Source organism: Prauserella endophytica (assembly GCF_005146945.1).
In the GTDB taxonomy this organism is placed as follows: domain Bacteria; phylum Actinomycetota; class Actinomycetes; order Mycobacteriales; family Pseudonocardiaceae; genus Prauserella_A; species Prauserella_A endophytica.
The window spans coordinates 40,953-61,251 of record NZ_SWMS01000003.1 but is presented as its reverse complement, the minus strand read 5'-3'; the positions used below and the strand labels follow the sequence as shown (position 1 = coordinate 61,251).

Sequence of the window (20,299 nt, the reverse complement as noted above, 5' to 3'; positions counted from 1 at the left end):
TCGGCTCGATGACAGAGCTCGGTTTCGGCTGGATAACCCCCGTTCTCTCCTACGTGATGGCTTGTGTCGGCAGCGCGCTCGGGCTCCGGTGCATGGTCCGCGCGCTCGCGGCGGATGGCCGCAGCAGGCGCGGCTGGCTGATCAACGGCGCGATGGCGATCGGCACGGGCATCTGGACGATGCACTTCATCGCGATGCTCGGCTTTGGCGTCACCGGCACCGAGGTGCGCTATGACGTCACACTCACCGTGCTGAGCCTGTTCGTCGCGATCGTCGTGGTCGGCATCGGCGTCTTCGCCGTCGGCTACCTCTCGTCGAGGACCGTCGCCGTGTTGCTCGGCGGACTCGTCTCCGGAATCGGCGTCGCCGCAATGCATTACCTCGGGATGGCGGCTATGCGCCTGTCCGGAGACGTCAGCTACGACCCCGTCGTGGTGGCGCTGTCGGTGATGATCGCCATCGCCGCGGCGACGGCGGCGCTGTGGGCGACGCTGACGATCCGGGGCCCCGTGGCGGCCGTCGGCGCCTCGCTGGTGATGGGCGTCGCCGTGAGCGCGATGCACTACACGGGCATGGCAGCCGTCGAGGTCGACGTGCACGCGACGCACGCAGCCACCCCGGGCGCTACACCGATGCAGTTCATCTTCCCGCTGACCGTCGTGCTCGGTTCCTATCTGTTCCTGACCTCGGCTTTCGTCGCACTTTCCGCCCGGCCGTCGCAAATCACCGACGAGGTGGAAAAATCATCGGAGCGGGCCGGTTCCCGGCTCGCCCTCTGACGAAGCCCGCGAATTTACGTCGCGTCGCACCCTGATTTTAATTTGCTCCCAGATGGAGAATGCATGTCCGTGCGTCACGGTTTGCACGCCGCAGAAACGCGCCCGCAACCAGTTCTGCTACGGTTACGCCCGAAAACTATTCGGGCGAAGATCGTCGCCCTGCTGCTGGTCCCGGTCGTCTCGCTCATGGTGCTGTGGGCACTGGCGACCGTGTCCACGGTGCAGGACGCGTGGACATTGCGGCAGGCCAGGGAGCTGACCACCGAGCTCTCCGGGCCCGTGGACGGCCTCGTCGGCGGCCTTCGCGCCGAGCGCGCCGCCGCCGTGCTGCTCGCCCGGCCCGACGCCGGGGCGGAGGCCGAGCTGGACCGGCGACGCGCGGACACCGAGGCCGCGCTGCACGCGCTGCGCACCGGGGTCGCCCTCACGAGCGCCGACATCGCGAGCCTCGCCCCGCACGTCAGCGAACGACTGGGCGCCATCGAGGAGGCGCTGACGCGCCTGCGCGCCAGCGAGGGCGCCCGCGACTGGCAGGCCGCCTTCACCGGCTACTCCACCGCCATCCAGGAGGTGTTCTCCCTCGACGCCACGCTCGCGAACGTCCAGAGTGGACTGCCGGAGAACGCGGTGCTGCCGCTAGCCCGCCTCGGCGAGATGCTGGCGAGGCAGGACGCCGTGGTGACGTCCGCCCGGGCCGCGGGCGAGCTGACGGCGGACCAGGGCCGCGCGTTCGGCGACGCCGTCGGCGCGCAGCGGTTGCTCGCCACCGATCTCAGCACGGGGTTCGAACCGGCCGCGCTGCCCGGGTACGAGCGGCTGCTCGCCGACGACTCGTACCGTTCCCTCACCGCGCTCCAGGACGAGATACTGACCGACCCCACCGGGAGCGCCGCTGCCGGCACCGCGTTCGGCGGCCGCTGGAGCGCCGCGATGGAGTCGGTGAGCCGAGACCTCGGTGCGGTGCGGGCGGCGGCCTCGGCCTCTGCTTCCGCCGCGGCGGAGCAGGCGGGTGACTCGGCGCTGACGCGCGGCGCGGTGACCGTGTCACTCGGTCTGCTCGCGGTCGTCCTCGCGCTGGTGATCTCCGTGCGCATCGGCCGGCAGCACGTGCTGGAGCTTGTACGGCTCAGGGACTCGGCGCTCGAGCTGGCCCGCAATCGCCTGCCGAGGGCCATGCAGCGGCTGCGGGCGGGCGAGAAGATCGACGTCGACGACGTGCCGGTGGTCCCGCCCGGCGACGGCGAGATCGGCGAGGTCGGCAGCGCGCTCAACGCCGTGCAGGGCGCCGCCCTGCGAGCGGCGGCCGAACGCGCCGAGCTGCTCACCGGCGTCTCGGGCGTGTTCGTCACGCTGGCCCGGCGCAGCCAGTCCCTGGTGCACCGCCAGCTCAGCCTGCTCGACACGATGGAGCGGCGCATCGAGGATCCCGCCGACCTTGAGGACCTGTTCCGCCTCGACCACCTCGCCGCCCGCATGCGCAGGCACGCCGAAGGGCTCATCATCATGTCCGGCGCCACGCCGGGCCGGGTGTGGAGCGAGCCGGTTCCGCTGCTGACCGTGCTGCGCGCCGCCGTGGCCGAGGTCGAGGAGTTCCAGCGTGTCGAGGTGCGCCGGATGCCCGACGTAGCGGTGCAGGGCTCGGCCGTCGCCGACCTGACCCACATGGTCGCCGAGCTGGTGGAGAACGCGACGTCGTTCTCGCCGCCGAACACAACGGTGCTGGTGCACGGCGAACCCGTCGGCGCGGGCTTCGTCGTCGAGATCGAGGACCGCGGTCTCGGCATGCGGCCGGAGTCGATGGCCGAGGCCAACGGGCGGATCGCCGAGGCACACCAGCTCGACCTGTTCGACCGCGACCAGCTCGGCTTCTTCGTGATCAGCAGACTCGCCAACCGGCAGGGCATCTCGGTGACGCTGCGCCGCTCCGCCTACGGCGGGACCACCGCGGTGCTGCTGCTGCCCAACTCGATCCTCACGACGATCGCCGAGCCGGAGGCCCCGGTGCGCGGCGCCGTCGTCACCAGGCAGCCCGCCGCGGTCGCCGCCGCGCCCGAACCCACCCCGGCCGGTCCGGCTCCCGATCGGCCGCCGCCCGCTCCCCCACGGCCGGCGCGGCAGCTCGCGCCGGGTCCCGAGAATCCGCCACCCATCGTGGACGGTGAGACCGGCGGCCTGCCCAGGCGCAGGAGGCAGGCCAGCCTCGCGCCGGGTCTGCGCACCGAGACGGAGCGGTCCGCTGGCCCGGCCCCGGCACCGCAAGGCTCTCCCGAGCAGGCGCGCGCGACGATGTCCGCCCTGCAGCGGGGCTTCATCCGAGGGCGCAACGAGTGAGGCGTCCTGTGGCAAACATGGAGGAGAACGGATGGTCGAGGCCACCGACAGCAGCCAGGAGCTGAGCTGGCTCCTGGACGAGATGGTGGGCAACGCGCCCCGCGTCAGGCACGCGCTGCTGCTGTCCGACGACGGGCTGCCCATGGCCACGTCGACGGGCATGAGCAGGGAGGAGGGCGAGCACCTCGCGGCCGTCGCGTCGGCGTTGAACAGCCTGGCCAAGGGCGTCGGCAGGCAGTTCGACGCCGGCGCCGCCCGGCAGACGATGGTGGAGCTGGAAGGCGGGTTCCTGTTCGTGATCACGGCCGGCGGCGGCACGTGCCTCACGGCCTTCGCGGAGGCCGGCAGCGACATCGGGCTCGTCGCCTACGAGATGGCCCGCCTGGTGGGCCGGGTCGGCGAGCACCTCTACACCGCACCACGCGCGAACGGCCACCCGGTGCTGCAGGAGGGAACCGGCCCGTGAGCGAAACCGGGCGCTGGTACGGCGACGAGTCGGGTCCCATGGTGCGGCTGTACGCGCTGACGAAGGGGCGCGCCCGCCCGGTCGGCGAGTACCTGGACGTCATCGCCCTCGTGCTGGCGGGCACCCGCCCCGAGTACGACCTGACGCTCAGCCCCGAACAGGCAACGATCCTCGAACTGTGCCGCGACCGCGCGCTGTCGGTGGCCGAGGTCGCCGCCAGGGCCGGGCTCCCGCTGAACGTCGCCCGCATCCTCATCGCCGACCTGCTCGACGCCGGTCACGTCCGCGTCACCCAGCCGAATCCACCGGGCAGACTGCCCAACGACCAGATCCTGAGGGAAGTCCTCGATGGCCTTCGTGCGCTCTGAGCGGCCGACCCGCCGCGCCCCGTTCACCGCCCTGAAGATCGTGATCGCCGGAGGCTTCGGCGCGGGCAAGACGACCATGGTGGCAGCGGTGAGCGAGATCCGCCCGCTGCGCACCGAGGAGTCCCTCAGCCAGGCCGGAGCCCGGATCGACGACACCAACGGCGTCGAGCGCAAGACCACGACGACCGTCGCGATCGACTTCGGCCGGATCACGTTCGACGAGCGGCTGTCGCTGTACCTGTTCGGCACCCCGGGCCAGGACCGGTTCTGGTTCCTCTGGGACGACATCAGCCACGGCGCGCTCGGCGCCGTGGTGATCGCCGACACCCGGAGGCTCGAGGACTGCTTTCCCTCGGTCGACTACTTCGAGCGGCGCGGGATCCCGTTCGTGATCGCGGTGAACTGCTTCGACGGGTCCCGGCGGTACCGGGTCGAGCAGGTCGCCGCGGCGCTCGATCTCGACCCCGGCACGCCGGTGCTGCTGTGCGACGCGCGTGACCGCACCTCCGCCAAGGAGGTGCTGATCGCCGTGGTCGAGCTGGCACGGCGACAGCACCACGCCAACGCCAACGCCAACGGTCGCTAGCTCCGGCTCAGCGGTGCCGGAGCCGCCTGCGCCTGCGCCGTCGACCGGCTCCGGCACGGGGTCTCCGGCTCCGCCACCGGCACGCGAGCCGCCTCCGAGGTACTCGTCAGTCGAAGCGCTCGTACCTGGGGTCGCTGGCGGGCAGCGGCAGCGCGGGCTCACCCTCCAGGATCTTGCTCATCGCGCCGAACCACGTGCGTGCCGGCGTCTTGCCGCCGAACATGTTGCCGCTGTCGGCGGGGACGGCGCTGACGTTGCCGGGCCCGCCGTCGTAGAGACCGCCGTTGGGCACGTCGGGCCGGAACACCATCGCCGCGCCCGCGAGCTGCGGCGTGGCGCCGAGGAACGCCGCGGAGCCGTTGACCTGTGTCGTACCGGTCTTGCCGATCATGGGCCGGTTCCAGCCGACGCCCTGGGCGGCGGCCGCCGCCGTGCCGCCGGGCAGGTCGTCCTTGCTCATACCCACGGCGAGTGTGTTGGCGAGCCCCTCCGGCACCGCCTGCTCACACGGCTGTTCCTTGATCGGCACCGGGTTGCCGTCGCGGTCGGTCATCTCGCCGATCGGCGTCGGCGGGCACCACACGCCGCCGCTCATGATCGTCGCGGCCACGTTGGCGAGTTCCAGCCCGCTCGTGGGGCTCACGCCGAGGGTGAAGGAGCCCTTGCCGGGAGAGTTCGCGGTGGGCCCGAAGAACTGGGTCTGGCTCTGGCTCAGCTCCTGGCTCTCCGCCTCGGGGTTCACCGGGCCGCCGTTCGCCGCGTTGGACGCCATCGTCTTGCGCAGGCCGAGCTTGCTGGCCATGTCGACGACGGCCTTCATGCCCGCCTGTTCCTCGAGGATCACGAAAGCCGTGTTGGGCGAGGTCTGCAACGCGGTCTGCAGCGTCATCGAGCCGCTGCCGCCCTCGGTCGCGTTGGTGACGCAGTAGCCGCGCGTGTAGGGCGCGATGTAGGGGCACGGCGCGGGACTGCCGCTGAACACCTGCGACACGTAGGAGCTCGGCGACTGGATCGTGTCGTAGATCCCCACCTTGCCCGTCGCCATCGCCGCCGCGGCGGTGAAGATCTTGTAGCTCGACCCGGCGCCGGTCACGTTGGCGACGTCGGAGGGCAGCGAGTACTCGGTCTGCCCGGCGCTCGCGTCGGGCCCGTAGTCGCGGTTGGCTGCCAGCGCCACCACCTCGTGGCGGTCCTGGCCCGGCTTCACCAGCGACAACGTGTTGGCGACGTTGTCCTCCATCTTGCCGACCTGTTCCTCGGCCGACTGCTTGGCGAGGTGGTTGGCCTCCCGGTCGAGCGTCGTGCGGATCGTGTATCCGCCGGTGTAGAGGTCGTCCTTCGTCATGCCCTGCTCGAGCAGGTAGTCCTCGACGTACTGGCAGAAGAACCCGTGCTCGGGACCCGCGCCCACGCAGTTCGCGGCGGGCTTCTCCGGGCCGTTCGGCACCACGCCGAGCGGCTCCGCCTTGAGCCGTTCGGCGTCCTCCTCGGACAGCTTGCGGTTCTCGACCATCTTGTCGAGCACGAAGTTCCGCCGCTCCGTGGCCCGCTCCGGGTTGTTCCACGGGTCGTTGGCGACAGGGTTGTTGACCATGCCGGCCAGCAGCGCGCCCTGCGTGACGGTGAGCTTGTCCGGCGTGGTGCCGAAATAGGCGTGCGCGGCGGCGCCGACGCCGTAGATCTGCCGGGAGAACTCGACGACGTTGAGGTAGCCGGCGAGGATCTCCTCCTTGCTCATCTTCGTCTCGAGCTGGATCGCGACGCGCGCCTCCTTGAGCTTGCGCGCGATGGTCGCCTCCTGCGCCCGCTGCTGACCGAGCTGGTCGTCGCGGTAGGTGACGTTGATGAGGTAGTTCTTCACGTACTGCTGGGTCAGCGTCGAGGCGCCCTGTGTGTCGCCGCCGGAGGTGTTGCTGATCGCCGCGCGCAGCGTGCCCTTCCAGTCGACTCCGTGGTGCTCGTAGAAGCGCCTGTCCTCGACCGAGATCAGGGCCCACTTCATGGCCTCGGAGATCTGGTCCGGCGTGGTCGGTATGCGGTACTGGTCGTACAGCGTCGCGATCGGGTTGCCCTCCCGGTCGGTGACGGTGGTCACCAGCGGCGGCGGGTCGTCGGCAAGGTCCGAGGACATGGACTCCACGGTGTCGCTCGCCTCGTTCGACATCACCCCCGCGGCGCCGACGACCGGGAACAGGATCCCCGCCACCAGCACGCCGGCGAGCAGACACAGACCGAGCATTTTGAAAAGGCCGTCCCGCATACGCACGTGCGCAAGGGTACGCAAGGCGACGTTGGCTTCCGGTGATCCCCTGACCTCACCGTGTCGCCACCGCGTGGGGTATCGGCGGCCACAGGCCCAGCGCGAACGCGGCAACGTCGGCGGCCAGCGCGGCGGGCACGTCCCAGGCGACGAGGTGCCCGGCATCGGGGTAGGTGACGAGCCGTGCCCCCGGCGTGGCGGCGACCAGCCGCTCCTGCTCCCCGCGGCCGAGGAGGGTGTCGCGCTCGCCCCACAGCACCAGCGTCGGCACGGTGATCACACCGGTCTCGGTCGGCGCCTCGGCCCCGGTCAGCCCGGCGAGCACGGCGCGCCAGACGTGCGCGGGCAGTTTCGCGTTCTCGGCCACCATCTCCCCGACGAAGGACTCCGGCAGCGCGGCCGTCACCGGGATGGCGCCCAGCACCGCCCTGGCGAGGTCCGGACCCACCGGATCGGTCATGCGCTCGACCGTGGCGGCGAACGGCGGCCGCACACCGTGCAGCCCTCGCGGCGCACCCGCGAGCACGAGCCCCAGTACCCGGCCGGGCCGGTCGATCGCGCAGCGCTGCGCGACGAGCCCGCCGCTGGAGTGCCCGAGCAACACGGCTCGCTCTAGCCCCACGGCGTCGAGAAACGCGGGCACGTCGGCGGCGAAGTCGGCGAGCGCGTAGCCGTGCTCGGGCTTGGTGGAGTCGCCGTGGCCGCGCGGGGTCACCGCGTACACGTGCAGCGCACCGGGCAGGTACGGCAGCAGCGGTTCGTAGAACCGATGCGAGTCGGCGTAGCCCGGCAGCAGCACCACGGGCACGCCGGAGCGCTCGCCCCGCTCCGCGAACGCGAGGGTGACGCCGGTGGCGAGCGCGACCCGGCGAGTGGCGGGCGGTGCGCTCATGACCACGTGACCGTGACGGCGACCGGCTCTCGCAGGGCGAGGTAGACGGGGCACCGGTCGAGCCACGCCTGGCGCAGCGTCTCCAGGCGTGGCTCCGGATCCGGCGAGTCGAGCCGGATGTCCAGCGACATCCCCGCCAGCCGCGGTTCGGCGCCCGCGACCCCGGCGAGTCCGCGCAGGTCCTCCTCGCACCGGGCCACCGCCGTCACGTCGTGGAGCCGCACGTCACACTGTGGCGCGAGGACGTCCCGGATGAACGCCACCGCACCCGCGGCCAGCCCGCCCAGCAGGTACAGCGTGGGGCTGGGCGCGCAGTTGCCGCCGCCGACCGCCCTCGGCAGGTCGGCGTACCACGCGAACGGGCCGCCCTCCACCCGCACGCGTTGCTCCCCGGGCATCGGGGTCGCGGTGGCCGAAGGCGCGGACGCGGCCGAAGCCGGGTCCGCCGTGAGTTTGGCCAGGTGCTCCTCGAGAACGACACTCAGCACGGCGGCCTCCCGGTCACACTCGTGGCCACGCGGCCGGATCACACGGGCGCCTACGGTCACTGTGGACGGTCGCGACCGGCCTCGGACCTTCAGTGTCGTCCCGGTCGCGCCTGTTCACAAGGGTCGCGTGGTGCGATACTCCGGCGATGGGTGAGCTGGCCGCGCTGGTGCGGGCGGAACGGCTGAGCCTCGCGGACTTCCTCGAGGGCCTGGCGCCGGACGACTGGGCGGTGCCGTCCCTGTGTGCGGGGTGGACGGTGCGCGACGTCGCCGCGCACCTGGCGTGGGCGCCGGTGCAGGGCCCCCGGGAGATGCTGGGGCTGCTCCTGCGCAGTGGCTTCCGGGTCAACCGGCTCAGCGCCGACGCCGCACGGCGCTGGGCGGAGCGGGGCAGGGACGCGATCCTGGCGCAGCTGCGCGAGAACGCGGCCAGTGGAGCGCGCCCGGCGGGCACCCCCGAGACGGCCGCGCTCGCCGACGCCGTGGTGCACGCCCTCGACATCCGCCGCCCGCTCGGCCGGGCCGGCCCACTCGACCCGGCCGCGTTCCCGATCGTGGCCGACCTCTTCGCCACGATGCGGTGGCCGATGACGATCACGATCGGCGGCAACGCGCGCGAAGCGATGCGCGGGCTGCGGCTGGTCGCCTCCGACCTCCCGTGGTCGCACGGCAGCGGTCCCGAGGTGAGGGCCACGGCCGAGTCACTGTTGCTGGTGCTCACCGGCAGGCCCGTGGCCGACGACGAGCTGTCCGGCACCGGCGCGAGCACGCTGCTGGCCCGGCTCCGCTGACCCCCGGTGCGCTGCGCCGGCGGCGCACCGATTGAATGCGCGAGTCAGCCAGTTGCGGGCGAAAGCCCAGAATCGGAGGGTCACCGTGGCCGACGCTTCACGTGACGTCGAACGCTTCTACTCCACGAGCGAGGTGGTGGCGAAACTGCGCCGCCTCGCCGACGCGCTGGAGAACGAGACGCCGTTCCGGATCCAGATCGCCGGCGAGCGGATCCGCGTGCCCGCGCGTGCCGAGTTCTCCGTCGAGCACGAGCGGGGCGACGGCGAGGAGGAGATCGAGTTCCAGCTCAAGTGGACGCTCACCGAGGAGAGTGACGACGAGGACGGCGAGCAGCCGGTCGTCTGAGGTGGTGCCGGGTCTCCTGGGCGGCGTCGTCCGGGAGACCCGCACACCTCCGAGATAGGTTTAACCAATCGCTTGACATGCAGATAACCCGCGCCTAATGTGGCCGCATTGGTTAAACCAAAGCCCTACATGGAGGTGGGTGCATGGGCGTGGACCTCTCCTTCCTGGTCCGCAGCCTCGCCGAGCAGGCGACCCCCGAGCCCGAGACCGGCCGGCTCCGCCTGCCCACGGAACGGGAGCTCGTGACCTCGCTGGAGGTCAGCAGGGGAACGCTGCGCGAGCAGCTGTCGATGCTCGAGATGCTGGGCTTCCTCGATCGCACGCAGGGCCGGGGCTCGTACCTCGGCGCTCCCGACGCGACCTTCTTCCAGCTCTACTTCGACCTCTCCAGCCAGCTGGGCCATCTGAGCGGCAACCAGTTCCGCTCCGCCCGCGAGATGCTGGAGATCTCCGTCGCCGAGGCCTCGGCCCGCCTCGCCACCGCCGACGACGTCGACGACCTGCGCGGCCTCGTCGACGACATGGTGCGCGCCAGCAGCGAGGGCGACGACGACCGCGCGCTCGAGGCCGACCTGGAGTTCCACCGGCGCCTCTTCCACATCGTCGACAACCCGATTTTCAGCCTGCTGCACGACGGGCTGAGCCACGTGCTGCGCACCGAGGTGATCGACCGGCGCCGCGCGGCGGTGGAACGGGAACCGCTCACCGAGGGCAAGACCCGCGTGATCGACACCGTCCACTACGGAATCGTCGAGGCCGTCGGCGAGCGCGACGGCGAGGGCGCCCGCACCGCCATGCGGCGCCACTTCGACGTCTGGGCGTCGCTCACCGGCACCGGCTGACCCACGACCCCACTCCCCAACGCCCCGCTCAGCGGCATCGAGCGCGGGTGTGGCTGCCCCCTACCCGAAAACAGGAGAACCTCCATGAGCGAATCCGCCGTCGTGTTCGTCGGCGCAGGCGCGATCGGCAGGCCGATGGTGAGCCGCGTGGCCGCCGCCGGGCACACCGTCGTCGCCGTCGACCCCGTTCCACAGGCCAGGGAATGGGCCTCGGACAACGGAATCCCCGCGGTCGCGGCGTTCGCCGAGGCGCCGCGCTCGGAGTTCGTCGTCGTCATGGTGGCGAGGCCGGGCCAGCTGGCGGCACTCGTCGGCGAGGCGCTCACCGGCGACGTGACCGGGCAGCGCTGGATCGTCATGAGCACGGTCGGCCCCGACTCCGTCCGCGAGCAGGCCGCGCGGCTCACCGCGGCCGGCGCCCGCGTGCTCGACGTCCCGGTCACCGGCGGCGTCGCCCGCGCCCGCACCGGCGAGCTGACGCTCTTCGCCTCGGGCCCGGCGGACGAGATCGCGGCCGCGCGCCCGGTGCTGGACTGCTTCGGCACCGTGCGTGAGGTCGGCGCCGCGATCGGCGACGGCCAGGCCATCAAGGTCGTCAACCAGCACCTGTGCTCCGTCCACATCGTCGCCGCCGCCGAGGCGCTCGCGCTGGCCGGCAGGCTCGGCCTCGATCGCGAGCAGGTGCTCTCACTCGTGGAGCAGGGCGCGGCAGGCTCGTGGATGCTGTCGGACCGCGGTCCGCGCATGCTCCAGGGCACCGACGTGGAGGTGACGAGCACGATCGGGATCTTCGTCAAGGACAGCGACCTGGTCGCCTCGGCGGCCCGCGGTGCGGGCGCCGAGACTCCGCTGCTCGACGTCGCAAGGGAGCACTACGACCGCGCGGCCGCCGCCGGGCTCGTCCAGCGGGACGACTCGCGCGTCATCGAGACCTACGCCGGGACCGAGTAGAAGGAGCCGTCATGTCCGCTGTCCCCGATTCCCGCAAGGACAACCCGGCCAAGGTGTCGGTGGCCTCGATGATCGGCACCGCCGTGGAGAGCTACGACTTCTTCATCTACGGCACCGCGTCGGCCGCCTACTTCGGCAACGTGTTCTTCCACTCCGGCAACGACCTCATCGGTGTGCTGGCCTCCTTCGCCACCCTCGCGGTCGGCTTCTTCTTCCGCCCGCTCGGCGGCTACCTCGCCGGGCACTACGGCGACCGGATCGGCCGCAAGAAGGTCCTGCTGTGGTCGCTCACCGTCATGGGCATCGGCACCGTCCTCATCGGACTGCTGCCGACCTATGGGCAGGTGGGCGCGCTCGCGCCGATCCTGCTGATCCTGCTGCGCATCCTGCAGGGCATCGGCTTCGGTGCCGAATGGGGCGGCGCCGTGCTGATGGCCGTGGAGCACTCCCCCGAACGCAAGCGCGGCTTCTACGGCGCCGTGCCGCAGATCGGGATCCCCGCGGGCCTCCTGCTCGCCAACGGTGCGTTCCTGCTGTCCGAGGCGCTGTTCGACGGCGACTGGGCATGGCGCATGCCGTTCCTGTTCTCGATCGTCATGATCGCGGCCGGCATGTTCATCCGGATGCGGATCTCCGAGTCGCCCGAGTTCACCGAGATGAAGGAGCGCAAGGAGATCCGCAAGGCGCCGGCGCTCGACGTGATCCGGCGCGACTGGCGGGTCATCGTGCGCATCATGGCGCTGCGGCTTGCCGAGACCGGTGGCTACTACGTCACCACGAGCTTCCTGCTGTCCTACGTGGTGCTGGCCTCGCTCACCGACAAGGAGAGCGTGCTCATCGGCACGATGGTCGGCTCCGCGCTCGGCCTCGGCAGCCACCTGCTGTTCGGCGCGCTGTCGGACCGGATCGGCCGCAAACCGGTGTTCCTCATCGGCTCGCTGTTCACGATCGCGTTCGGCATCCCGATGTTCCTGATGGTCAACACCGGCGCGCTGATCATGGTGATCGTCGCGGTCACGCTCAGCCTGCTGTTCTCGCACGACCCGATCTTCGCCGTCGAGTCGTCGTGGTTCTCCGAGCAGTTCCCGCGGGACGTGCGCTCGTCGGGCATCTCGCTGGGCTACAACGGCGCGTCGATGGTCGCCGGGCTGCTGCCGTTCCTCGCGACGGCGCTGTACGGCTGGATCGGCTGGACCGGTCCGGCGCTCCTGTTCGTCCTGCTGGGCGTGGTCTCCACCGTCGCCGCCGCGTTCACGCGGGAAACCGCGCCGGTCAGGACCGGTGCCACCACCGTCGAGGACGCCGACCGGCCCGCCGCGGCCGTGAGCTGAAAGGAACAACCGACACCATGACCACCACCAGGGCCGAGAAGGTGCGGGACGCGGCGTACCGCATGCGCCACCACATCCTCGACATGGGCGAGGTGCAGGGGCAGGGCTACGTCGGACAGGCACTCGGCGTCGCCGACCTGCTCGCCGTGACCTACGTGGACCAGCTGCGCTTCCGCGCCGACGACCCGCACTGGCCGGAGCGTGACCGGTTCCTGCTCTCCACCGGGCACTACGCGATCGCGCTCTACGCGGCACTCGCCGAGGCCGGGACTGTGCCGGTGACCGAGCTGGAGACTTACGGCTCCGACGGTTCCCGTCTGCCGATGTCGGGCATGGCTTCCTACACGCCCGGCATGGAGATCTCCGGCGGCTCGCTCGGCCACGGGCTGACCGTCGCGGTCGGCATGGCACTCGGCCTGCGCCTGAAGGGCCGGGAACAACGCGTCTTCAACTTCCTCTCCGACGGCGAGCTCGACGAGGGCTCGACGTGGGAGGCCGCGATGGGCGCAGCCCACCACCAGCTGGGCCTGCTCACCGCCATGGTCGACATGAACGCGCTGCAGGCCGACGGCCCCACCGAGAATGTGCTCGGCATCGAGCCCGCCGAGGAGAAGTGGGAGGCGGCGGGCTGGTTCACGCAGCGCGTCGACGGCAACGACATCGACGCGCTGCTGGCCGCCTTCGACGCCGCCGCCGAGCAGGCGCGGCCGGTGGGCAGGCCGTCGGTGATCCTCTGCGACACCAGGATCGGCCGGGGCGTGCCGCTGCTGGAGACCAGGGAGAAGGCGCACTTCATGCGCATCGACGAGGACGAATGGCAGCTGTGCCGCGAGCAGCTGTCCGAGGGATACGAGGGAGCACGATGACCACCGCCACCAAGCGCCTCACCACGTCGGCGATGATCGCGTCGTTCGCCGATCCCGGCCAGCGGACCACGAGCGCCCCGTTCGGGCACGCGCTGGCGGCTCTCGCCGAGCGCGACGACCGGATCGTCGGCCTCACCGCGGACCTCGGCAAGTACACCGACATGCACGTGTTCGCGCAGGCCCACCCGACGCGGTTCTTCCAGCTGGGCATGGCGGAACAGCTGCTCTTCGGCGCCGCGGCCGGCATGGCGGAGGTGGGCCTCGTGCCGTTCGCCTCCACCTACAGCGTGTTCGCCGCCCGGCGCGCGTACGACTTCCTGTGCCTCGACATCGCCGAGCCGAACCTCAACGTCAACATCGTCGGCGGCCTGCCCGGGCTCACCACCGGCTACGGGCCGAGCCACCAGGCGACCGAGGACGTCGCGATCTTCCGCGGCATGCCGAACCTCACGATCGTCGACCCGTGCGACTCGGTGGACATCGAGCAGGCGGTGCCGCAGCTGGCCGCCGCAGAGGGGCCGACGTACCTGCGGCTGCTGCGCGGCAAGGTGCCCACGGTGCTCGACGAGTACGACTACACCTTCCGGCTCGGCAAGGCCGCCGTGCTGCGCGACGGCGCCGATGTCGTGTTCGTCTCCAGTGGACTGATGACCATGCGTGCCCTGCAGGCGGCCGAGCGGCTGGCCCGGCACAAGGTGGACGTCGCGGTGGTGCACACCCCCACGATCAAGCCGTTCGACGCCGGGACGGTGCTGGCCGAGGTGGACAGCGACCGGCTCGTGGTGACCCTGGAGAACCACACCGTGGTGGGCGGCCTCTTCGAGACGGTCGCCTCCGCCGTGGTCTCCCGGGGTCTCGGCAAGCGCGTGGTGCCGATCGCGCTGCCCGACGAGTTCCTCGCCGCGGGCGCGTTGCCCACCCTGCACGAGCGCTACGGCCTCGCCACCGACACCGTGGTGACGAAGGTGCTCGGCGAGCTGGACCGCTGACCCTCTCCCGCGCGTGGCCCGCTCAGCTGAGCAGGCCACGCGCGGCGAGGTTGCGCATCAGCGCCGTGACCCCGTAGGTCCACGGTGGACAGTCGTCACAGAACCGGACGTCGTGCGTGAGAGTGCCGAGCTGGGGCGCCGAGATGCGCACGAGGTCGCCCTCCTTGTGCGTGAACCCGCCGCCGGGCTCGTCGCGGTCGGCCACGGGGGCGAACATCGTGCCGAGCATGAGCACCACGCCGTCCGGGTACTGGTGCTGCGGCCCGATCAGCTGGGCTACCAGGTCGGCCGGGTCCCTGCTGATCTCGCTGTGCGCCGAGGAACCGGTGAGCGTGAAGCCGTCCAGGCCCGTCACCTCCAGCGTGACCGTGGTGGTGCGGACGTCGTCGAGGCCGAACGTGTCGTCGAAGAGCCGGACGAACGGGCCCAGCACGCACGAGGCGTTGTTGTCCTTCGCCTTCGGCAGCAGCAGCGCGGAGCGGCCCTCGTAGTCGCGCAGGTTCACGTCGTCGCCGAGGGTGGCGCCGACGATCCGGCCCGCCGAGTCGACGAGCAGCGCGATCTCGGGCCCCGGGTTGTTCCACTCCGACGTGCGCAGCACCCCGGCGCTGCCGCCGGTGCCGAGCGAGGACAGCGGCAGCGCCTTGGTGAAGATCTCGGCGTCCGGCCCGATCCCCACCTCCAGGTACTGGCTCCACTCCCCGCGCTCGACGAGCAGCCGCTTGAGCTCGGCCGCCTCGGCGGAGCCGGGCCGTAGCCGGGAGAAGTCCGAGCCGACGAGCTCGCCGATCTCCCGCCGGATCTCCGCCGCCGCGCCGGGGTCTCCGAGCGCGCGTTCCTCGATCAGCCGTTCCAGCATCGAGATCGCGAACGTCACGCCCGCGGCCTTCACCGGCTGGAGGTCGACGGGTGCGAGGAACCGCGCTCGCGCCGGATCGCCGGGATGGGTGACCGTGTTGGCGAGCAGTTCGTCCACGTCGCCGAGCCGCTCGCCGTCGGTCTCGGCGAGCGCCCGCGCGGGGTCGCCGGCCTGCGCGAGGTCGGCGACAGTCGCGAACCGGTGCGACACGTCCACCACCCCGTCGGCGCGGACGGCGACCGGCGACGGCCCGGCGACGGCCGGGTTCCATGCCCGGCCGAGCAGGGTCCCGGCGAACCCGTCAGCGGGCAACGTCGCGTCGGCGGTCAGCTCAAGCAACGAGTTGGCGGCCATGGCACCTGCTTCCGGTCGGCTCGGGCGGTTCCGGCACCGAGCATGTCCGGCCAGGACCGGATGATCAAGACCCGGACGCTCAACCGTCGAGCGCGGCGAGCCTCCCGCCCGCGAGTCCCCCGCTCCCGCCCGCGAGTCCCCCGCTCCCGCCCGCGAGTTCCCCGCTCCCGACGGCGAGTTCCGCGTTCGGCACCGCGAGGTGCCCGTCCCGCAGCGCACGACTCGCGGGCCCGAGCGCACGACTCGCGCTGCGTCAGGGGGTCAGGGGGTCAGGATGGCGCGGCCGCGGATTCGGCCCGCGTCGAGATCGTCCAGTGCGTCCTGGAACCTCTCGAGCGGGTACTTGCTGGTGTGCAGGCGGACACGGCCCTGCGCGGCGAGCACCATCAGCTCGCAGAGGTCGGTGTAGGAGCCCACGAGGTTGCCGATGAAGTTGATCTCCGTGGAGATGATGTCGATGGTCGGCACGTCGATGTTCTCGCCGTACCCGACCACGTGGTAGTCGCCCGCCCTGCGCAGCATCGCGACGCCGTCCCCGGTCGCGCCGCCCTCGCCCACGAAATCGAGCACCACCTCGGCGCCATCGCCACCGGTGAGCCCGAGCACCTCGTCCACCTGTCCGCCCGAGGCCACCACGCCGTGGTCGGCCCCGATCGAAACGGCCAGCTTCACGGCGTCGGCGTTGCGGTCCACCACGATCAGCTCCGCCGCGGTGATCGCCCTGAGCACCTGGATGCCGATGTGCCCGAGCCCGCCCGCGCCGATCACCACGCACCGGTCCCCCGGCCGCAGCGTGCGCGCCGCCTTGGCGGCGGCGTGGTAGGCGGTGAGCCCGGCGTCGGCGAGCGCGGCCACGTCGGAGGGCTCCAGCGAGTCGTCGATCCGGACGACACTGCGCGCGGACGTCTTGAGGTACTCGGCGTACCCGCCATTCGTGTCGATGCCGGGGAACGCCGACTGTGCGCAGTGGACGTCGTCGCCGGCGCGGCACGCCCGGCAGAGCCCGCACGTGATGAGCGGGTGCACGATCACCTTGTCGCCCTCCGCCACGTTGGTGACGGCGCTGCCGACGGCGTGCACCCAGCCCGCGTTCTCGTGCCCGATCGTGTAGGGCAAGGTCACGCCGGACTTCTCCGCCCACTGGCCTTCGAGGATGTGGATGTCGGTGCGGCACACGCCCGCACCGCCGATCCTCACGATGACGTCGTGCGGGCCCGTCACCTCAGGGGCGGGAACGTCCGCCAGCTCGAGGTTCCTGCCGTAGCCGACGACCTGTACTGCCTTCATGATGCCTTCGTCCTTACCGTGGTGGTGGAAAACGGCTCGGGCGCGCGAGGCGCCTGGTCTTCTCCGGAACCGGGGTAGCGGGTGCGCAGCAGCCCCCGGCAGAAGTGGGCGTTGCCGTCGATGGAGATCCGGATCGAGCGCGCGAAGCGCAGCCGCAGGGGCACCTCCTCGCGCGGGTAGGGCGCGCCGTGGTCGTCGACGAGCACCGGTTCCGCCGGTCCGGTGCCGAGTCCGAGCGCTTCGCGCCGCCGCAACAACCCCTCGGTCTGGGCCCCCTCGGGCAGATCGGCGATGGTGACGTCGTGGAGGTCCTCTTCGGACAGCCGAGGGTCCGCCCTGAGCAGCTGCGTCAACGCACGTTCCATCGCGGCTGTGTGGGCCTTGCGGCGAAACGTCAGCCGCAGCTCGTCGAGGTCATGCTCAGCCTCGGCGCCGAACGTGCCGCGGTATCCGGCGTCCTCGGCGAGGCCCCGGTTGATCACCTCCGAGTCGTGGTGGTCGTCGAGCCACACCTCCGCCCTTCCGACACCGGGCAAGGCAGTCAGGGCGTCCTTGGCATCGGAGGCCATCAGGTAGGCGAAGTTGGGCGCGCAGAACGACGTCGGCAGTCGCAGGTGGACGGTCACGTTCGGGCCGTCCACGTCCAGCGAACGCACGAACCCGAGATCGGTGATGGGCTCGTCCAGCTCGGGGTCGACCACCGTGTGCAGGGCGGCAAAGGCTTCCTCCTCGGTGACCATCACGCCACCGCCACGGCCTGCGGCTCCTCACGCGGCAACCGCAGTTGCTCGGGAACCGGGAGGTCGTACATCGCCGCCGCGTTCAGGCCGAGGATCTTCTTCTTCTGCGCCACGGTCAGCGGCGCGTACTCGGTCATGTCGTCGGGGATCTGGAAGTCCACGAACGCCTCGACCAGCCACCGCGGCGTCCACAGCGCGTAGTCGCTGGAGAACTGGATCCGGTTCTCGTCGAGCCAGTAGAGCAGCTCGCCGATGATCTGCGCGAAGTACCGGGGCCTGGTGTGGATGAACGGCATCGCTACCGCGAGTCCGGCATGCACGTTCGGTTCCTGCGTGGCGATCCAGCAGAAGTCCTCCAGCCGGGGCAGGCCACAGTGCTCCACGACGAAGTTGAGGCCGGTGAAGTCGGTGGCGACCTTGTCGATGTCGGCGACGTCGAAGGCGTCCCGGTCGAGCGGCCGGATCGTCGGTCCCTTGTGGATGTGGATGTTGCGGATCCCCAGCTCCTGACAGGCTTCCAGGTACCGGTACGACCACGGGTCGTCGAGCTTGTAGCCGCGCGAGTCGCCCTGCCATTCGGCGGTGTAGAGCTTCACGCCTTTGAGCCCGAACCGCTCGGCGTCGCGCCGGAGCTGGTCGAGCCCGGCCTGCTCGTGCCGGGGGTCCCAGCAGTGGTTGTAGGTGAGCTTGTCGGGATGCCGCCGCGCGAGCGCGAAGGCCTCCTCGGTCTGCCCGAAACCGTTGCGGTAAAACGCACCCAGGTGGGCGGGCTGGAAGATCGCGTGGTCTACGTAACCGTCGGTGAAGAGGTCCTTCATCAGGCGCTCGCCGCCCTGGTAGAGGTACTCCTCGTAGGTCCACTGCTCCGACTCCGGGCTCAGGTTGCGGTGGTAGTCGTAGAAGCAGTCGATGAACTGCTTGCCGTGGATGTTGAGCTGGTTCTCCGGCCGCGCGTCCCACAGCGCGATGTGGGCGTCCACAATGAAGTAGTGCTCGCCGTCCTTGCTGTACATGTGCGTTCCTCCAGGTCCGTGGCAGCCTTGACACGTTCGGCAGGGACGCTAGGCACACCGGCGCTCGCCGGGGACCACCCACTTGTCTCAGTTTGAGACATCGCGCATGGTGGAGGTCGCGTGACGGGCCAGTACCGTTGCCGTGGTCGCAACGTCGCGTCCAGGGAGGTCGATGTGGAGAAGTCGGTCGCCGTGGCGCCGCGCCTGCGCGCGTCCTGGCTGCGCAGCGAGCGGTACGGCCTCACGGAGGACGAGATGCGTCCCGTGTTCACCGGTTCGGTCGACACCGGCTCGCTGCTCTACGAGTGCGGCACCGAGGTGCTGCGGGGCCTGCAGACCACGCTCGCGAACGAACCGATCAGCCTGATGATCACTGACGGTGACGGCCTGGTGCTGGCGAGGCTGTGCAACGACTCCGCCATCAACCGCTCGCTCGACGGCGTTCACCTGGCCCCCGGCTTCTACTTCGCCGAGCGCAACGCGGGCACCAACGGCCTCGGGCTGGCACTCGCCGATCGCGCTCCGTCACTGGTGCGGGCCGAGGAGCACTTCTGCACGGGCCTGCGCGGCTACACCTGCGCGGCCGTGCCCGTGCCCGATCCGCACACGGGCGGGCTCGCCGGCAGCGTCAACCTCACGACCTGGTCGGACTCGTCGTCGGAGTTGCTGCTGGCACTCGCCCAGGCCGCCGCGGGCAACACGGCGGCGCTGATGCTGGCCAGGGGGTCGGGCCGCAAGGTGCGGCCGACCCCGAGGGGCGAGGTCTTCCGCGTGTACGCCGACCGGCTGCAGCACCGGGACGAGCCGCTGTCGCCCTGCTGGACCGGCGCGGTCGGGCAGGCCCGCGCCGCGCTGGAGCGGGGCAAGGTCGTGGCGGTGACGGGTGAGCCAGGCGCGGGCAAGACGGCCTTGGTGTCACTGGCCCGGCGTGAGCTGCGCGCGAGGGAACGAGTGCTGAGCGCCCGCACGCCGGCGCCGGAGGACGTCGAGGCGTGGCTGACGCTGTGGACCCCCGAGCTGGAGAAGGACGACACGTGCGTGATCGTGTCCGGAGTCGACACGCTGCCCGCGTGGGCGGCCACGGAGCTGGCCCGGATCTTCACGTCGGTCCGCACACGTGAGGGCCTGCAGCCGTTCGCGCTGACGGCCGAGTCGTTCGACGCCCTTCCCGAGCCACTGACGCCGCTGGTGGACGCGGTGGTCGAGGTGCCGCCGCTGCGCGGCCGGCCCGACGACGTGCTCGCGCTGGCCCACCACTTCGCCCTGACCGACCGGCACCGCGCGGTCACGTTCACGCCCTCGGCCGCCCGCGCGCTGAAGGGCTACGAGTGGCCCGGCAACGTCAGGCAGCTGCGTCAGGTGGTGCGCGAGGCGGCCACCCGGGCCGAGGTCATCGACGTCCAGCACCTGCCCGCCGAGGTGTTCGCCGGGGCGAGCCGCCCGCTGAGCAGGCTTCAGGCGCTGGAACGCGACGAGCTCGTGCGGTGCCTCACCGAGCCCGGCACCACCGTCGCCCAGGCGGCGCAGCGGCTCGGTATGGGGCGCGCCACCGTCTACCGCAAGATGGCGCAGTACGGCATCAAACTGCCGGGCCGCTCCTAGCTCGAGGCCGAACCGCAGTGAAGGCCACCATCACTGCGTTCAACGCAGGCAAGGTGGCCTTCACTGCGGACGGGGTTCCAGCGGGAGCGCGGGCACGTCATGCCTGTCGGTGCCGGGGGCTAGGGTTGGCCCGACAGGGGCGGTGCCGTGGCGGGAAA

Annotated in this window: 20 protein-coding genes; 13 read left to right on the top strand and 7 right to left on the bottom strand. The window is 71.2% G+C overall.

The window, feature by feature from the left end; genetic code table 11:
* Window positions 1-8: 8 nt before the first annotated feature.
* From FCN18_RS07395 to FCN18_RS07360, 5 genes are all read left to right on the top strand, one after another.
* Complete coding sequence (locus FCN18_RS07395; RefSeq protein WP_112269611.1) at window positions 9-779, top strand: MHYT domain-containing protein; 771 nt, start codon at window positions 9-11, stop codon at window positions 777-779.
* A 63-nt stretch (window positions 780-842) separates the two neighbouring features.
* Window positions 843-3,110, top strand: coding sequence for a sensor histidine kinase (locus FCN18_RS39010; protein WP_158303068.1), 2,268 nt, complete (start codon window positions 843-845; stop codon window positions 3,108-3,110).
* Between the two features lie 31 nt (window positions 3,111-3,141).
* Window positions 3,142-3,576 (top strand): roadblock/LC7 domain-containing protein, encoded by a 435-nt coding sequence (locus FCN18_RS07370; protein ID WP_112269228.1) that lies wholly within the window; start codon window positions 3,142-3,144, stop codon window positions 3,574-3,576.
* A complete protein-coding gene (locus FCN18_RS07365) occupies window positions 3,573-3,944 on the top strand; it encodes a DUF742 domain-containing protein (RefSeq protein WP_228713729.1) in 372 nt (123 codons plus the stop codon). Before FCN18_RS07370 ends, FCN18_RS07365 begins: the two co-directional genes overlap by 4 nt.
* Window positions 3,925-4,530, top strand: a complete 606-nt coding sequence (locus FCN18_RS07360; protein ID WP_137094059.1) for a GTP-binding protein — start codon at window positions 3,925-3,927, stop codon at window positions 4,528-4,530. The genes FCN18_RS07365 and FCN18_RS07360 overlap by 20 nt, the downstream gene beginning before the upstream one ends.
* Window positions 4,531-4,636: 106 nt before the next feature.
* Here FCN18_RS07360 and FCN18_RS07355 read toward each other — a convergent pair whose 3' ends face one another.
* Genes FCN18_RS07355 through FCN18_RS07345 form a run of 3 tightly spaced genes read right to left on the bottom strand, consistent with a single transcriptional unit; the run spans window position 4,637 to window position 8,170 of the window.
* The gene (locus FCN18_RS07355; RefSeq protein WP_137094057.1) at window positions 4,637-6,796 is read right to left on the bottom strand and encodes a transglycosylase domain-containing protein; all 2,160 of its coding nucleotides are present in this window, start codon (window positions 6,794-6,796) and stop codon (window positions 4,637-4,639) included.
* 49 nt (window positions 6,797-6,845) lie between these two features.
* A complete protein-coding gene (locus tag FCN18_RS07350) occupies window positions 6,846-7,682 on the bottom strand; it encodes an alpha/beta fold hydrolase (RefSeq protein WP_137094054.1) in 837 nt (278 codons plus the stop codon).
* Window positions 7,679-8,170, bottom strand: coding sequence for an OsmC family protein (locus FCN18_RS07345; protein WP_206077835.1), 492 nt, complete (start codon window positions 8,168-8,170; stop codon window positions 7,679-7,681). Before FCN18_RS07345 ends, FCN18_RS07350 begins: the two co-directional genes overlap by 4 nt.
* Window positions 8,171-8,316: 146 nt before the next feature.
* Between FCN18_RS07345 and FCN18_RS07340 the strand changes: the two genes are divergently transcribed.
* The 7 genes from FCN18_RS07340 (at window position 8,317) to FCN18_RS07310 (ending at window position 14,286) form a co-directional block, all read left to right on the top strand.
* A complete protein-coding gene (locus FCN18_RS07340) occupies window positions 8,317-8,961 on the top strand; it encodes a maleylpyruvate isomerase family mycothiol-dependent enzyme (protein WP_113642213.1) in 645 nt (214 codons plus the stop codon).
* 85 nt (window positions 8,962-9,046) lie between these two features.
* Window positions 9,047-9,307: an amphi-Trp domain-containing protein gene (locus FCN18_RS07335; RefSeq protein WP_112269218.1), complete on the top strand. Its 261-nt coding sequence runs from the start codon at window positions 9,047-9,049 to the stop codon at window positions 9,305-9,307.
* Between the two features lie 143 nt (window positions 9,308-9,450).
* Entirely contained in the window at window positions 9,451-10,149 is a 699-nt protein-coding gene (locus tag FCN18_RS07330; RefSeq protein WP_137094052.1) for a FadR/GntR family transcriptional regulator, read from the top strand.
* Between the two features lie 84 nt (window positions 10,150-10,233).
* Entirely contained in the window at window positions 10,234-11,100 is an 867-nt protein-coding gene (locus tag FCN18_RS07325) for an NAD(P)-dependent oxidoreductase (RefSeq protein ID WP_137094050.1), read from the top strand.
* A gap of 11 nt (window positions 11,101-11,111) precedes the next feature.
* Window positions 11,112-12,431 (top strand): MFS transporter, encoded by a 1,320-nt coding sequence (locus FCN18_RS07320; protein ID WP_137094048.1) that lies wholly within the window; start codon window positions 11,112-11,114, stop codon window positions 12,429-12,431.
* Between the two features lie 17 nt (window positions 12,432-12,448).
* Window positions 12,449-13,297, top strand: coding sequence for a transketolase (locus FCN18_RS07315; protein ID WP_112269210.1), 849 nt, complete (start codon window positions 12,449-12,451; stop codon window positions 13,295-13,297).
* Entirely contained in the window at window positions 13,294-14,286 is a 993-nt protein-coding gene (locus FCN18_RS07310; protein WP_137094045.1) for a transketolase family protein, read from the top strand. The genes FCN18_RS07315 and FCN18_RS07310 overlap by 4 nt, the downstream gene beginning before the upstream one ends.
* Window positions 14,287-14,308: 22 nt before the next feature.
* On the opposite strand, the gene FCN18_RS07305 is transcribed toward FCN18_RS07310, so the two are convergent.
* The 4 genes from FCN18_RS07305 to FCN18_RS07285 form a co-directional block, all read right to left on the bottom strand.
* On the bottom strand, window positions 14,309-15,499 hold the full coding sequence (locus tag FCN18_RS07305) for a fumarylacetoacetate hydrolase family protein (RefSeq protein WP_137094043.1): 1,191 nt from the start codon (window positions 15,497-15,499) through the stop codon (window positions 14,309-14,311).
* A 261-nt stretch (window positions 15,500-15,760) separates the two neighbouring features.
* Window positions 15,761-16,786, bottom strand: a complete 1,026-nt coding sequence (locus FCN18_RS07295) for an NAD(P)-dependent alcohol dehydrogenase (protein WP_112269204.1) — start codon at window positions 16,784-16,786, stop codon at window positions 15,761-15,763.
* On the bottom strand, window positions 16,783-17,526 hold the full coding sequence (locus FCN18_RS07290) for an iron-sulfur cluster assembly protein (protein ID WP_112269202.1): 744 nt from the start codon (window positions 17,524-17,526) through the stop codon (window positions 16,783-16,785). The genes FCN18_RS07295 and FCN18_RS07290 overlap by 4 nt, the downstream gene beginning before the upstream one ends.
* On the bottom strand, window positions 17,526-18,539 hold the full coding sequence (locus FCN18_RS07285) for an amidohydrolase family protein (RefSeq protein ID WP_113641478.1): 1,014 nt from the start codon (window positions 18,537-18,539) through the stop codon (window positions 17,526-17,528). The genes FCN18_RS07290 and FCN18_RS07285 overlap by 1 nt, the downstream gene beginning before the upstream one ends.
* 120 nt (window positions 18,540-18,659) lie before the next feature.
* Here FCN18_RS07285 and FCN18_RS07280 point away from each other — a divergent pair, with 120 nt between their 5' ends.
* The gene (locus FCN18_RS07280) at window positions 18,660-20,141 is read left to right on the top strand and encodes an AAA-type ATPase lid domain-containing protein (protein ID WP_228713727.1); all 1,482 of its coding nucleotides are present in this window, start codon (window positions 18,660-18,662) and stop codon (window positions 20,139-20,141) included.
* The last annotated feature ends 158 nt before the right edge of the window (window positions 20,142-20,299 follow it).